This window comes from Neobacillus niacini (assembly GCF_031456445.1).
In the GTDB taxonomy this organism is placed as follows: domain Bacteria; phylum Bacillota; class Bacilli; order Bacillales; family Cytobacillaceae; genus Neobacillus; species Neobacillus niacini_I.
This window is the reverse complement of record NZ_JAVDUQ010000036.1, coordinates 42,340-57,340: the sequence shown is the minus strand read 5'-3', so window position 1 is coordinate 57,340 and position 15,001 is coordinate 42,340. Positions and strand designations below refer to the sequence as shown.

The 15,001-nt window shown below is 40.2% G+C and carries 13 protein-coding genes, 1 rRNA gene and 2 pseudogenes; 5 read left to right on the top strand and 11 right to left on the bottom strand.

Features of this window, described 5'->3' with window-relative positions; all coding sequences use genetic code 11:
* Positions 1 to 65: ribosomal RNA gene (locus J2Y67_RS22730) — 16S ribosomal RNA — on the bottom strand; the annotation flags it as partial.
* 647 nt (positions 66 to 712) lie between these two features.
* Here J2Y67_RS22730 and J2Y67_RS22725 point away from each other — a divergent pair.
* Positions 713 to 1,483, top strand: a complete 771-nt coding sequence (locus J2Y67_RS22725; RefSeq protein ID WP_310177691.1) for a LysM peptidoglycan-binding and 3D domain-containing protein — start codon at positions 713 to 715, stop codon at positions 1,481 to 1,483.
* A gap of 278 nt (positions 1,484 to 1,761) precedes the next feature.
* Here the strand turns inward: J2Y67_RS22725 and J2Y67_RS22720 are convergent.
* Positions 1,762 to 1,950: pseudogene (locus tag J2Y67_RS22720) on the bottom strand (hypothetical protein); the annotation flags it as partial.
* Positions 1,951 to 2,435: 485 nt separating this feature from the next.
* Here J2Y67_RS22720 and J2Y67_RS22715 point away from each other — a divergent pair.
* Together J2Y67_RS22715 and J2Y67_RS22710 are read left to right on the top strand one after the other, a co-directional pair.
* On the top strand, positions 2,436 to 2,621 hold the full coding sequence (locus tag J2Y67_RS22715; protein WP_310177690.1) for a hypothetical protein: 186 nt from the start codon (positions 2,436 to 2,438) through the stop codon (positions 2,619 to 2,621).
* An 87-nt stretch (positions 2,622 to 2,708) separates the two neighbouring features.
* Positions 2,709 to 2,855, top strand: a pseudogene (locus J2Y67_RS22710) (D-serine ammonia-lyase); the annotation flags it as partial.
* A 216-nt stretch (positions 2,856 to 3,071) separates the two neighbouring features.
* Here J2Y67_RS22710 and ftsZ read toward each other — a convergent pair.
* The 5 genes from ftsZ to J2Y67_RS22685 all read right to left on the bottom strand — a co-directional run bounded on the left by ftsZ (position 3,072) and on the right by J2Y67_RS22685 (position 8,233).
* Complete coding sequence (ftsZ, locus tag J2Y67_RS22705; protein ID WP_310177689.1) at positions 3,072 to 4,298, bottom strand: cell division protein FtsZ; 1,227 nt, start codon at positions 4,296 to 4,298, stop codon at positions 3,072 to 3,074.
* 622 nt (positions 4,299 to 4,920) lie between these two features.
* Entirely contained in the window at positions 4,921 to 5,610 is a 690-nt protein-coding gene (locus tag J2Y67_RS22700; RefSeq protein ID WP_310177688.1) for a polysaccharide deacetylase family protein, read from the bottom strand.
* Between the two features lie 25 nt (positions 5,611 to 5,635).
* On the bottom strand, positions 5,636 to 6,301 hold the full coding sequence (locus tag J2Y67_RS22695; RefSeq protein WP_310177687.1) for a TVP38/TMEM64 family protein: 666 nt from the start codon (positions 6,299 to 6,301) through the stop codon (positions 5,636 to 5,638).
* A gap of 19 nt (positions 6,302 to 6,320) precedes the next feature.
* Entirely contained in the window at positions 6,321 to 7,496 is a 1,176-nt protein-coding gene (locus J2Y67_RS22690) for an MGDG synthase family glycosyltransferase (RefSeq protein ID WP_310177686.1), read from the bottom strand.
* 74 nt (positions 7,497 to 7,570) lie between these two features.
* Positions 7,571 to 8,233: a phosphatase PAP2 family protein gene (locus J2Y67_RS22685; protein WP_310177684.1), complete on the bottom strand. Its 663-nt coding sequence runs from the start codon at positions 8,231 to 8,233 to the stop codon at positions 7,571 to 7,573.
* A 180-nt stretch (positions 8,234 to 8,413) separates the two neighbouring features.
* On the opposite strand from J2Y67_RS22685, the gene J2Y67_RS22680 reads away from it, so the two are divergent.
* Positions 8,414 to 9,130, top strand: coding sequence for a response regulator transcription factor (locus J2Y67_RS22680; protein ID WP_310177683.1), 717 nt, complete (start codon positions 8,414 to 8,416; stop codon positions 9,128 to 9,130).
* Positions 9,120 to 10,724 carry a sensor histidine kinase gene (locus tag J2Y67_RS22675; RefSeq protein WP_310177682.1) on the top strand — a complete coding sequence of 535 codons (1,605 nt, stop codon included), beginning with the start codon at positions 9,120 to 9,122 and terminating at the stop codon, positions 10,722 to 10,724. The genes J2Y67_RS22680 and J2Y67_RS22675 overlap by 11 nt, the downstream gene beginning before the upstream one ends.
* Positions 10,725 to 10,750: 26 nt before the next feature.
* Here J2Y67_RS22675 and J2Y67_RS22670 read toward each other — a convergent pair whose 3' ends face one another.
* The 4 genes from J2Y67_RS22670 to J2Y67_RS22655 form a co-directional block, all read right to left on the bottom strand.
* Positions 10,751 to 11,401 carry a 3-oxoacid CoA-transferase subunit B gene (locus J2Y67_RS22670; protein ID WP_310177681.1) on the bottom strand — a complete coding sequence of 217 codons (651 nt, stop codon included), beginning with the start codon at positions 11,399 to 11,401 and terminating at the stop codon, positions 10,751 to 10,753.
* Between the two features lie 26 nt (positions 11,402 to 11,427).
* Positions 11,428 to 12,129, bottom strand: coding sequence for a CoA transferase subunit A (locus tag J2Y67_RS22665; RefSeq protein WP_310177680.1), 702 nt, complete (start codon positions 12,127 to 12,129; stop codon positions 11,428 to 11,430).
* Between the two features lie 72 nt (positions 12,130 to 12,201).
* A complete protein-coding gene (locus J2Y67_RS22660) occupies positions 12,202 to 13,158 on the bottom strand; it encodes a 3-hydroxyacyl-CoA dehydrogenase family protein (RefSeq protein ID WP_310177679.1) in 957 nt (318 codons plus the stop codon).
* Between the two features lie 42 nt (positions 13,159 to 13,200).
* Positions 13,201 to 14,622: a sigma-54 interaction domain-containing protein gene (locus J2Y67_RS22655; RefSeq protein WP_310177678.1), complete on the bottom strand. Its 1,422-nt coding sequence runs from the start codon at positions 14,620 to 14,622 to the stop codon at positions 13,201 to 13,203.
* Positions 14,623 to 15,001: the final 379 nt, after the last annotated feature.

Here is a 15,001-nt window from a genome sequence, read left to right as displayed (position 1 = left end):
TCGACTTGCATGTATTAGGCACGCCGCCAGCGTTCGTCCTGAGCCAGGATCAAACTCTCCAAGAAAGTTGATGTAGCTCGAATGTTACGTTGGCTCGTGTTCTCTATATAATAGAAGAAACACGATTATTATTGTTTGTTGACGTTTTTGTTTGTTTAGTTTTCAAAGAGCAATTTTTCGAGAAGGTCTTTAGCATACCATCTCACTTACAAAAGTGTCAATTGCTTTTTAAGAATTTTTCTCTTAAATCAGCAGCGTTTATTATCATAACAGAAACAATTAATTAAATCAACTACTTTTTTGAAGTTTAATATTTTCTGTTGGTGACAAGAAGTAATATTACTAGATTATTTTACTGATGTCAACAGTTTATAAATAATTTATTCCCATTCTTAAGGAGCCTTTTCTGGTTTATTACGATTACCTTCGAGAAAAGCTGCCAAGTGTGAAGGACCGTAGACCCGAATTTTGTACAACAGTTTAATTTATTAAAAGGATACGTGAATTTCCCACGTCATTTTTATATTCGTTTTTCCTTCCCCTCTCCTTTGAGAATGACATTGTTTTCAGATTGTTCAACTATTTCCGACATAATCCTGCAATATAATTGCCACGAAGGTAAACGAATTAACATCTCTCTGTTCTTTGTTTCAGAAAAATTCATGTTACGATTATGAAAAATTAGCAACCAAAGAAAACGGAGGGTAAAAGAATGCTTAAAAAAATGATAACAATGATAGCAGTTGCTGTACTCTCAGTAACTGTAAGTGCTAATGTACAAGCTGCAACGATTACGGTACAAAAAGGGGATACCCTTTGGGATCTATCCCGCGTACATAATACATCAGTAGAAAATATCCAAAAGTTGAACCATCTTACTACAGAACTTATTTATCCTGGCGATAAACTAACCGTTGCACAAGAAAAACATCATATTGTCAAACAAGGCGACACATTATGGGACATTGCCATGGAACATGATACATCTGTTTCACTTATTAAAGAATGGAACCATTTAAATACCGATCTCATCCATCCTGGATTAAACCTATTAATCTATGAAGGCATAAATACGAATAACACGGTTGTTACAGAAAAAGCAGTGAAACTTTCTGCACCTTCAGTAAAGGCTGAATCAACACAAGAGGAAAGTGCACCTGCCGTAAAAGCTGCATCCACAAGTAATTCGAGTTCAAAGGAAATTACCGTGAAAGCCACAGCCTATACAGCCTATTGCGAGGGATGTTCCGGTACTACCGCAACTGGAATAAACATTAAAGCAAATCCAGATAAAAAAGTCATCGCGGTTGACCCCTCTGTAATCCCGCTTGGCAGTAAAGTGTATGTTGAAGGCTATGGTGAAGCAATCGCCGGAGATACTGGTGGAGCCATTAAAGGAAATCGAATTGATGTCTTTATTCCTTCTGAACAAAATGCGGTTAATTTTGGAGTAAAACAATTAAAGGTAAAAATATTAAACTAAAAGGTATATCCTGAGAGATCTCTGAATACAAAACACTGCAACCCCAATATATAAAGGGGTTGCAGTGTTTTGCATTTTTGCCGTATCACTTGAAAAAGTTATATATGACACAGGAAAAACGTACCCATATCCCCCTTTGTATATTGTTGAATAAAGAAAAACCTTGAAAGGCATATAGCCAATCAAGGATAAAGGTTATTTTTAATTTACAAACAAACCAAGTCATAATTATCATTTTCTTCTATTTTTCTTAAAAATTTGGTGAAATAAGCCGCATAAAGCAAAAATTCTTTACCGAACATATCTAGTATATGTCCACCAAAGTATGTTCTTGCTCCTGCGCCCAACGGGCCATTTCGAAGAAATCTAACCGGCACAGGGTATGAACATATATCCATCCATACTTGTTGACGTTCACGATCCGTATTCCACGGATAGGTTGCTGGCCAAAAAATACGTGTCACCCCAATCATTCAAATATTATCCAATCAAGGGGAAATATAATTCCACTGAACTATGAATGGCGATTATCTTTAGTACATTTCGCGCTAATATAACAAATTTTGTAATTTATTTACCGTCTTTAGAAGGAAATTTAAATTATACATAAGAAAAGCGCAAGCGCCTTGGTCAGCCCCGATATAGTAAGACTAGTCGATGGTAAGCGTAGCGACCTAGAGGGGCTAGGCGCTGGAGCTGGACAATTCTCAAAGTCGAAATTTTCTTTCTTATCTTTAAAATAAAAAGCCAGGATTTCTCCTAACTTGTACTTTCTTACTGTCCAGAAGTTATTTTCACACCAACAGCTCCTATTATAATACAAATAATTAGTAACAAAACACTTCGAGTGTATACCCTCCAGGTGCCTCAAAAAACTCTTGTTACACAACTGACATATTCAAAATAACGATGACATATAATTTATCAATCACATAGGAAGGAGGAGGAACCAATGGATAATCGGATTTTCTTATTTCTTGCTACAATTTTATCTGGTTTTGCACTTATAAAAGTTCCGTTAGCTGATTCATTTCTTGAAAGCGTTTCACCGGTTACAGATATTATTGGCATTCTAACCGTTATCGTCTTCTCACTCGTCCTAATTTATAAGGGTGTAAAAAGCTTGTTCTCTAAGTAAATCGGATGAATACGGAAAGCACCCTAGATGGGTGCTTTTCTCTTAGGAATTAATAAAATAAGATTATATGGATTACAAACATTAACAAAACAATGGAAAAAAGACTTGCTTCGAAGCAAAAAGGTTCATGTCATTGAATATGAAGCGGAATATAGTAAAGCGGTAGAGGAAGGTCGAATCCAAGCGGAGCGGGATCCTAAATGTTATTTTGTGGATGATGAGAATTCACATGACTGGCGGAAATATGGTTCCTGAAGAAATGATGATGGAATATTATCAAAAAGGATTGGATTATCGTTAGGAGAACCTAAAGGAAAGTAACACGGGGTAGGTGAACCCTGTGTTTCTTATGCTCCCTCTATAAAAGCGAACCATACAAAAAACGCTCATCTCTGAGCGTTTTTTTATGAATGGATAGGGAATTTCTGCCTGTGACTTCCTAAAGTTGAATTAAGATCGTCTCCTTCGATTGCGCAAAAACGATGGAACATCCAGAGAGTCTTTTGACTGTGTGGAGTATCGATCATAATCTTCCTTCGGAGGTTCGGAGTATCGGTCGTAATCTCCCCTCGGAGGTTCAGAGTATCGGTCATAATCTTGAACGGGTTCGCTTCGGTATCTCGGCTCACGTTGTCTCCCCTGTAACCGCTGTTCCCTTTGATATGGATGAGATATTTCTTCCATTGAAGGCTGGGAAGAAGGTTGTTCAAATGGAACCTCCTCCTCCTCATTAAATCCTGTGGCAATGACCGTTACGATAATTTCTTCATTAAGGTTTTCGTTAATGACCGACCCAAAAATCATATTTAATTCTTCGTGAGAAGCAGATGCAACGATGTCGGCTGCTTCCTGTACTTCAAAAAGACTTAAATTACCGCCGCCCGTTATGTTCATGATTACACCCTGAGCTCCATTAATAGAAGTTTCCAATAAGGGACTATTTAAGGCTTTCTTTGCAGCCTCAGCCGCACGATTACTCCCTGTGGCAATCCCAATTCCCATTAGGGCAGTACCTTTATGGGACATGACCGTTTTCACATCAGCAAAATCAAGGTTGATTAAACCCGGCACTGCAATTAAATCGGAAATCCCTTGAACCCCCTGCCTTAGAACATTATCTGCTTCACGGAAAGCTTCTAGCATGGGGGTATTTTTATCAACAATCTCCAATAAACGATCGTTTGGAATAATAATAAGGGTGTCCACCGCTTGCCTGATGGCGTTAATTCCAATTTCAGCGTTTTTAGCACGTTTTTGACCTTCAAATTTAAATGGACGTGTTACCACCCCAATTGTGAGGGCACCCAGCTTACGTGCAATTTTCGCAATGGCAGGGGCTGCCCCTGTTCCGGTACCGCCGCCCATTCCAGCTGTAACGAAAACCATGTCTGCGCCTGCTAACACTTCTTCGATCTGCTGTTTGCTTTCTTCCGCAGCCATTTTTCCAATTTCCGGATTTGCCCCTGCTCCTAAACCTCTTGTCAATGCTCCACCGATTTGCATCGCGATCTCTGCTTTTGATTGATTAAGTGCTTGTGCATCTGTATTAACAGCAATAAATTCTACACCCTCAACTCCAGCTTCAATCATACGATTCACGGCGTTGTTTCCCCCGCCGCCAACACCGATGACCTTGATTGTGGCGAATTGGTCGATATTTGTGTCAAATTCCAACATAATGATTCCTCCTCCTTTATCCAAATTGCTTTGAATTCACTTACCTGGGGTGTATGATCAACATTTTAAATTTTCTGTCTATTTTGTTATATTTAGTAGTTTAAGAGATCCAAATAAAATGGCTAGAATGCCTCTCTTACCCTTTCAAAGTGGTTTAGTTTTTAGTCTACTTAACCTTAATTTTGTTGTCTAGTTAAGATAAACCTATTCAAAAGGTTAAAAAGTGGGCAAAAAAGCACACCATTCACTAATAAAAAATCACTAGGCAAGCATTTACCTGAGGTTCTGATCCGAAAGATTTTTTCCATCCCACTTTTGTAGATATCCTGCTACATTGTTGATATAACCAAAAAATATGTCGATATCCGGCCAATTTGTGTTGATATAATCGAAATCCATGTCGATATCTTTAAAAAATATGTTGATATAATCCGATTTTGTGTCGATATCCGGCTAAATTATGTTGATATCAAAATTCCCCACCTATTTAAAGGAATGAACATACGAAAAAAGCCACCAAAATGGCAGCAGAATCTTGATCTCCAGTTTTTTAACAAGTTTTATTCTCCACTCTTTACCTGAACTTTTTTATAAAAATGCCTCAATAAAATCCCGCACATATCTACAATTCATCCACTCTTACACAAGACATTCCTCGGCTTGATAGTTCTTTAAAGACATCTTTTAAAGCATGAATGGTATTGATGGGAGCATGGGCATCCGCTCCTAAGGTTTCTCCGCAATCATGCAAGAGGATGACATCCCCACTTTTTATCTTCTGCATCAAGATGTTTTTCACTTTTTCACTGCCACCTTTACTTTTCCAATCTTCCGCCATGACTGACCAATGGATAATCTTATACTTTTTCATGAGGAAAAAATCAAATACGTTCATTAACCCCCACGGCGGACGATAATAGATTGTGCGTTCCCCGGTAATTTTTTCAATGATGGAAGCACTCTTCCGCAAATCCCGCCGAATCTTCCAAGGGCTCATGACCCAGTTGGCTTTGTGCACGTAATTATGAATTCCAATTAAATGTCCCTCTGCATGCATTCTTGCGATTAACTCAGGGTATTTTTCCGCTTTCGAACCAACAACAAAAAAGGTCGCTTTGATATCATTTACTTTTAACAGGTCCAATAGCTGCGGTGTGAAAATACGATTGGGACCGTCATCAAAAGTAAAGGCAATTTTTGCGGAAGAATCCTTCCGTTTTAATACCCCAATACCTAAACGGGCTGTAAGAATAAAAGGAATGAACCAGTAAAATGCCAGCAACAACAACACAAGTAAAATAAGCTTAACCATATCCTTGATTCTCCCCTTTAAAGACTTAATCCACTTTTCTCCGTAGGACGATGCTTAAAATAGAAGACAAGATAAAGAGTCCGCCGCCGACGATAAACGGAAGGAATTTTCCATATCTTAACCCGGCAAATAACATACTTACCGATATCGTATACGGCAAGATCCCTAAGGCGGTTGTCCAGATAAAAGCCCTTCTGTTCACTCGCAATAGACCTGCCGCATAATTGATGAAATGGTAGGGAACCAATGGAACAAAACGGATGAACAAAAGACCCAAATCTCCTTGTTTTTGCAGCCAACGGTCTATTTTTTCCAGGTAAGGCTTTGCTAATGGTTCAATGATGGGACGGGCGATCCAATGGGACAAATGATACGCAAGGACTGCGCCTAAGATCCCGCCAATCCAGGAATAGAGTCCGCCTGCAACGGGACCATATAGTTCAATAAGAAAAACAGAGACAAATTCGCCTGGCGCAGGGATTACATTGACAAGCGTTTGGATCAAAATCCCTAAGAGGATCCCGAAAACACCTAAGTGACGAATGGATGCAAGCCAGACTTTTGCCGTTCCGGTATGAACAAAGTACAAATAAATTCCTGTAAGGAGCAAGAAGAAAATCAAACTCCCAATCGAAAGAGAGCGGGCTGTCCGATTCTTTGAGTTAGATGACGCAAACATAGAATTTTCCATCTTTCACCTTCCTAAGGACTTATGAGCCAAATGAATACATGAGGTCCTGTATACGGCTATGGGACTCTTTTGTATCCTTAATAATTTCAACGGATGCAAACGCAGATTCCTTCGGATGAAATTGTTTTGAATTCTCCTTCATCTGTTGAAGCAGTTCTCTATTGCTTAGTAATTTGGCTAAAAGATCGGTTAAATCACGGTCCGTTTCGGCTTGAATCGCCACTCCTGAACGAACTAAAAATTTAGCGTTATCCTGTTCTTGGCCAGGAATCGGTTTGTAAAGAAGCATCGGCAATTCCATGGCAATCGCTTCAAAGGTAGTGACTCCTCCCGGTTTGGTAATCATTAAATCGGAAATCGCCATTAACTCGTGAACATAATTGATATAACCAGTGAGATGGATGCGATGTTTGGAGTCCTTTAGATTTCCCTCTAATTCCATCCGAAGTTTTTCATTATGCCCACAAACAATGATCAATTGAATGGGCTGCGGTAATGCATCCAACTCCTGAAGGGTGGAACTTCCATCTCCAATCAAGCCACAGCCTCCTCCCATCACTAAAACGGTAGGTAAATGCGGTTCTAGACCATGTTTCGCAAAAATTTCATCTCGTTGAAAGGACTGAGAAAATTGCTGTCGAATCGGAATCCCTGTATCAGCAATACGATTCTCTTCAACGCCTAAGTCAATTAAAGAATCACGGACACTCCTTGAGCCGACGATATATTGATCGGTACAAGGATAAATCCAGCAGCTATGGTCGGTATGATCCGTAATCGTTGTAACGGTAGGAACATCGGTTAAACCATAGGATTTCAATTTTGACATCACGGCAGCTGCCAATGGAAACGTACTGACAACAACCGTCGGCTCCACTTCTTCAATTAATTTAACCATTCTTCCGATCCCTGAAGAGAAAATCGTCTTCATCATCCTGGAAAAAGTGTTCATTCTCCGTGTCTTTTGATAAATATAACCATACAGCTGAGGGAACTTTTTTACCCCTTGAAGATAAAGGAAACGGCTTACATGATTAGAATACGGATGGACCCATTCCATAAAATCAAATATCACAGGTTCTAAGGATGGAAATCGAATTTGTATCGCTTCATGTATAGCTTGTGCTACTTGAATATGACCATCTCCATAATTTCCGGTAAGAATTAAAATTTTTCCTTTATTGACTGCCTTCATGGATCTCCACTCCTTTTAAATGTTCTCTATAGGTTTCAAATGCCCACCAGCGGTTCCTCTTTAGGCTATCTTGGCTAGACTGAAAAAGATTTCTCCGCAACAGGTTTTACTTTGCGTTTCGGTACGGATAACCAACGATAAACGATCTCTACCATCTTAAATAAACACTCAACCAATAAAATGGCGGCTAAAACATCGATGATTACATGTTGTTTGATAAACAAGGTGGCAAGGATTATGGAAGTCGAAAAACATCCTATCATCCACCCGATCCACTTGTTTTTCCACGAACGGTTTCGAATCGCCCGTATCAGTAAATAACTGCTCAAGACATGAATGCTTGGAAAGCTATTGTACGGTTGATCCATTTGATATACATACGCCAACATTCGTGATAGAAAGTCATGACCACTGATCACAGGGCGTACGGGCCCTACCGTTTGATAAAAATAATAAATAAGAAAGCAAACCAGTAATCCAAGGTCAAAAACAAGAATCGTTTTGAATCCAAGCGTGCGATCTTTAAAACAAAAGTAAATCAACGTAATCGATATATAAGCAACCCAGGCAACGTAGGGTATCACAAACCATTTCACAACAGGAATGGCGTTATCTAAACTCGTAACAAGCGAATGAACACCACGAGTCGGTGTATTCAAGTATGGATAAACCAACATCATCGCTGGTATACTGAGCAGAAAACAAAGAACACCAACGGTTTTCCATTTTTGATTCATTCCGAATACCTCCTCGTCTGCATGTATGTATCGTACAAAAAACTTCTTAAGGAAAAATATCTTTCTTTCTGAAGAATTTCTTAAGAGTTAAGGGAGAACTTCAGAAAATCTTCAGAATTTCTATCGTTTTTTCTTAAGAGGATTAGAGTAAACTTTAGGCATTAGAAAGGAGAGGTTTACATGTCACAAGAAACCATTCTAATTATTGATGATGAAAAAGAAATTCGTGATTTAATTGGGATTTATTTGACGAATGAAGGATATAACGTGTTGAAAGCAGCCGATGGAATCGAGGGGTTAGAATACCTTGAAAAGGAAAATGTCCATTTAGTCGTGTTAGATATCATGATGCCTCGTTTAGATGGAATTCAAGCCTGTATGAAAATCAGAGAAAACCGAAATGTTCCTATTATTATGTTATCGGCAAAATCGCAGGATATGGATAAAATCATGGGGTTAACAACCGGAGCAGATGATTATGTAACGAAACCGTTTCAACCTTTGGAATTAGTGGCAAGAATTAAGTCGCAGCTTCGCCGTTATCTCCGATTAAATCAAAGTGACGGAAACCCGCAGGCGAATATCGGCGGGCAGATGGATGTGATTTCAATCGATGAGCTTATGATCAACATTTCTACACACGAGGTCACAGTCGAAGGGAAAGAAATAAAGCTAACGCCAAGGGAATTTGCCATTTTAGAACTTTTGGCTCGCAACCCCGGTGTCGTGTTTAGTACGGAAAAAATCTATGAACGGGTATGGAATGAACCCTTTTATGAATCAGAAAACACAGTAATGGTTCATATTCGTAACTTGCGCGAGAAACTGGAGAACAACCCGCGTACACCTCGATATATCAAAACGGTTTGGGGGGTGGGCTATAAAATTGAACAATAAAAAACCTCTTCTTAAAGGGAGCTATTGGGATAAATTAATTTATCCCGTGGAGACAAGCATCCGAATTCAGGTGATATTAGCCTTTGCATTTTGTATTCTGGTTTCACTGCTTGTCGGTTTCGCCTCAAGCCCTTTCTTTGTGAATCAAGATCGGAGGCTTGATTTTACGGAAGGTATTGTCACCATTGATGAAAGTGCACGAAATATGGCTAGACAATTAAATCAAATGAATCAAGATACGAGCGGGCTTGTAAATGAATTAGGGGACGAAGATCCTGTTTTTAAAAATAAGTTTCTCAACCGTCCTCTCCCTCCCTCAAAAGGGAATGGGGAGTGGTTATCCGTTCCAAACGCTGCGAATTCCGTCTATCATTTAACAAAAAATGAATTAATTCAATATGTAATCAATAAAAATAAGCTCCATACCGTCATTACAAATTTAGATGGAAAAGTCCTTTATCAATCGAAAGGCAGGAGCGATACACAAGTAGATCTTCATGATGTGACGGCAGATGCCCAAAAGGCTTTCGTTGGAAAAGAACATGAAGAGCATCCATCGATTACAAGAATTTATCCGATCACCCTTAATGGAGGAAAAAATTATTTAATTGTAAAGGGGGTTCCGAAGTCTACGGCATTTTATGTAGAAGAACCCGGAGTGACTCCCTATCTTCTTGGACTTGTTACGTTTATTCTCTGTTTTTATTTGATCACCCAACGCAAAATGAAAGAAATCGAGGAGATCGCATTAGGGTTAATGGAAATCGCAAAGGGAAAATTACACTATAGGATTCGGGAGAAAAGCAAAGATGAATTGGGAACGCTCGCAACCAATATTAATTACATGGCTTTTGAATTGAACGAAATGATTGAAAGACAAAGACAAACCGAAAAACTAAAGGATGAACTGATCACCAATGTTTCCCATGACTTACGTACACCGCTAACTTCTATTATGGGTTATTTAAGGCTGGTGAAAGACCATCAATATAAGAACGAAACACAATTAGACGAATACGTCGATATTGCCTACGGAAAATCAGAACAATTAAAAAAATTAATTGAGGATTTATTTGATTTTACTCGTTTAAATTATGAGGGTGTACAGCTCAAAAAAGAAAAAGTCAGCCTAAACCAAATGCTGAGACAACTAATGGATGAACTCGATCCCATCGCGAAAGATCACAAAGTGATGTTTCGGGACGAACTTCCAAAAGAACAATTCCTGATGGAGGTGGATCCGAATCAAATGGTTCGGGCATTGGAAAATGTATTGACCAATGCAATCAAATATAGCACGTCCCCTGGAAACATTCATGTGAAAATGGTTAAAAGTAAACAATCGGTTCAAATTTCTGTAGCAAATCCATGTGAATCCCTCTCAGAAGAAGAAGTTACGAGATTATTTGATCGTTTTTATCGAGTCGATCCTTCTCGTTCTTCTAATACATCTGGAGCAGGATTAGGATTAGCGATAACAAAAAGCATCATTGAATTGCATCATGGATCCCTCCAAGTGGATTACAAAAATCAAGTCATTCAACTATCGATTATTTTGCCCTATAATGAAAAACATGACCCCGGTTCCAGATAAAGAACCGGGGTCAATGGATGATTTTACTATGTTAAAAGCAATTCCGGATGAACAGAAAAAGCAGCTTCTGTTTTTTCCTTTACTTCTTCTACCGAAACTCCCTCTTGTGTATCTACTAGGACCATACCTTCCGTAGTAAAATCAAAGACGGCCAGATCCGTGATTAAGCGGTGGACCACCCCTTGTCCTGTTAAGGGAAGAGAACATGTCCTTTTTACTTTTGATTCTCCATGTTTATTGACATGTTCCATGATCACAACTACGCGTTTGGCACCATGGACAAGATCCATTGCACCGCCCATTCCTTTAACCATTTTACCTGGGATCATCCAATTGGCTAAATCCCCGGTTTCAGAAACCTCCATTCCACCAAGAATGGCAAGGTCAATATGCCCGCCCCGAATCATCGCAAACGATTCGGCACTATCAAAATAGGAAGCACCCGGCACAATCGTGACAGTTTCTTTTCCTGCATTGATCAGATCAGGGTCTTCATCCCCTGCAACCGGATAGGGTCCAATCCCTAATAATCCGTTTTCCGATTGAAGCAATACTTGATAATCGTTCGGTATTTCATTAGCTAAAAGCGTTGGCATTCCAATTCCCAGATTCACATTCATCCCATCCTGGATCTCTTGTGCTGCCCGCTTTACAATTCTTTGTCTCGTTTCACTCATGCGTTTTCTCCTCCCAAATAGTTTCTCTATGCGTGGCTAACCGTAAGCCTTTCAATTCGCTTCTCATAGTTCGTTCCGAGGAAGACCCTTTGAACAAAGACACTAGGGGTATGAATTTGATCGGCATCTAACCCGCCAATCGGAGTGATTTCCTCCACCTCCGCAATCGTGACCTTTCCGGCCATCGCGGCAAGTGGGTTAAAATTGCGCGCTGTTTTTCGATAGACTAGATTTCCAAGCGGATCTGCCTTCCATGCTTTTACAAACGCAAAATCTCCGACAATTCCCTCTTCCAAAATATAGGTTCTTCCGTTAAATACTTTATGCTCTTTTCCTTCCGCAATCGGTGTCCCTACACCGGTCGCCGTATAAAATCCCGGAATTCCAGCACCACCGGCACGAATTCTCTCAGCGAGTGTCCCTTGTGGCACTAATTCTACTTCGATTTCACCACTCAAAAATTGGCGCTCAAAAAGCTTGTTTTCCCCGACATATGAGGAGATCATTTTTTTAATTTGCCGATTCTCTAATAAAAGACCAAGACCCCAATCGTCTACCCCACAGTTATTGCTGACAATCGTTAAATCCTTTGTTCCTTTATCACGTAAAGCAAGAATGGCCTTTTCTGGGATACCGGATAGACCGAAGCCGCCAACAATGATTGTTGCCCCATCTTGTATATCGTGAATGGCTTCTTCTATTGAATCGATCGTCTTATACTTTTCCATCAAGTATCATCACCTTTGAAAATAATTTATTTTCTTCTAAACTTTGCCACGCCTTCAGATTGTTCATTGCGTTTAAACTTTAGCCTGTTGTGGAATACCCTCGGCTTTCATTTTTCCAAGTTTAATAAAATTTCGGTCTCGTTCATTCAGCTTTTGGGAAACAATTCGATCATCATATGGATAAATGCCTTCGCCTGATTTTGTTCCAAGCTTTCCCTGTTCAACCAATTCCCGAATGATTTTAGGGGCTTCCACACTTTGATCCAAATCAGGAGCTACATTTTCAAACACTCGCTGCCAGGTATCCAGTCCGCCGAAATCGGCAATTTCAATCGGCCCTGTAAATGCCCAGCGAAATCCTGGTCCGCCCGTGATCGCGGTATCAATATCCCGTGCACTGGCAACACCTTCTTTAAGCAAGTAAAAGGCTTCACGCATTAAGGCCGTCTGCAACCGGTTGGCAATAAAGCCGGAAATCTCTTTCTTTAAGAGAATAGGTGATTTACCGATCCGGCGAATCAGATCCAATGTCGCATCCACAACCTCCTCTTTTGTTTGAGGATGCTTCACCATTTCAACTAAAGGGACTAAATGACCGGGATTAAAGAAATGCGTAATCATCATCCGCTCTGCAAAGGAGACCTTTTCCATTAAACGTGAGATGGGAAACGTCGATGTATTGGAGGCCACGATAGCATCCGCTTTCATGATTCGTTCCAATTTTTCATAAAGCTCCCACTTCCACTCAATGACTTCCGGAATCGCTTCAAGGATAAAATCCGCTTCTTTGACCGCATCTTCTAAATCTGCCGTATAGTGAATATTCGCTAAAACAGCTTGCTTTTGCCCCTCATCCAGACCTGCTTCTTCCACCATCAGTGAAACATTTTCATGAATCCGCTTCTTTGATTTTCGTAACAACTCTTCATTTAAATCATGGATCAGGACCGAATAACCACTAGCCGCAAAAGATTGAGCAATGCTACTCCCCATTACTCCTGAACCAATAATGGAAATATTTTTAATCACTTTGACTTTCCTCCCCAGGCCTTTTCCATCTAGGTGGCATGGCTATTTGATATCGTATAATTTGCATTTTTCATAAAAACTGGTTTTACTAATTCCAAGCTGCTTGGCAGCTTCTAATTTATTTCCATTCGTAACGGCCAGTGCCTGTTGAATGGCTTGTTTTTCAACTAGGGCTAAGGTTTCTTTTAATGGTTGAACAGGTGAAGAAGATAAGTCTGCCATAGCGTTGATCGTTGGTTTTGGTAGGTTTGGAGGATTCCGCTTGGGCTCTTGGTCCCGTAAATACAATGGCAAGTGATTTGGTTGAATCGTTTTGCCGTCCATCACATTAATGCAGCGCTCCAGTACATTTTCCAGCTCACGAATATTCCCTGGCCATGTGTGCTCCATGAGTCTTTCCTGCACTTCATCCGATAGTTCGATTCCTTTTCGGTAGAACCTTTTTTCCAATTTTTTTAAGAGGCTCATCGAAATCAATGGAATATCCTCGTTTCGTTTTCGAAGGGGAGGAATTTCGATCTTTATAACATTTAAACGATAGTATAGGTCCTGACGAAAGTTTCCTTCCTCTACCATCTTTTCTAAATCTCGATGGGTGGCAGCAATGATTCGGACATCCACTCGAATGGATTTATGTCCGCCCACACGCTGCACCTCTTTCTCTTGCAGAACCCTTAAAAGTTTACTTTGCATAGAAAGAGGCATGTCTCCTATTTCATCCAGAAAAAGAGTTCCCCCATTCGCATGTTCAAACTGTCCCATCTTTCCGCCTTTTTTTGCTCCAGTAAACGCTCCCTCCTCATACCCATAAAGTTCTGATTCGAGTAAATGCTCTGGAATAGAGGCGCAATTGATCGCTACAAACGGGGAGAAACAACGAACACTATTAGCATGCATCGCATGAGCAAATAATTCCTTTCCGGTTCCAGACTCGCCAATCAGCAAGACGGAGGAATTACTGTCGGAAATTCTTTTCGCAAGTTCTTTTGCTGCAAGGAACGTGGAATTGGTCCCAATTAAATCATGAAAGCTGTATTTACTTTTCAAGTCCTTTTGAATCTTGGTTTGATAATACTTCAGTTCTTCAACAAGATGCTGAATTTTACTTTGATACATCCGCCATTCTTCAGGGCTGCGAAACATCACGGTCCCCAACGCCCCTACTACTTCCCCTTTTTCAAAAAGCGGAAAACGGTTGGCGATCATTTCACTGCCGTTAATCGGTTGAAGCGCTGCCAGTTCCTTTTCGCCTGTTTTAGCCACGAGGTGCATTCGTGAGTTTTCAATCACATCCCTTGCCGGACGTCCCAGAGCGTTTTCAACCGTTGTTCCGATAAACTCACAATAGGCTTCATTGATATAGAGGATAATGCCCTCCCGATCGACGATGACGACTCGTTCAGCTAATAGATTAATAATTTGCTCATGCCAACTGGAAGGGACTCGTTCAAATCCTTGATTCACTTTCTTTCCACCTCGTCACCTTTTTTACCTTATTATAGCAAAAAGGAAGAACTTCGAAGATAGGAAGAAACGCCATGCATTCATTGCAAACTTTTCACTTAAACACCCGTCCAGCTACAGGACGATAACCGAGTGATTTTCTGAAAAGATAAGAAGGCATAAATTTTTTGTCTTTGAAAATTGTCCAGCTCCAGCGCCTAGCCCCTCGAGGGAAAAAATGAACTGCTTTTTTCCTAGGTTGCTTCGGTCCTGCCGATGAAGTCAAAGAACGACTTCACCGTCAGGACCTCCAGCACTTGGCTACAGAAAGCTAACGCCTTCTGTACGCATTAAGTGCGACTAAGTCTCTGGCTTCGCTACGCTTACCATCGACTAGTCT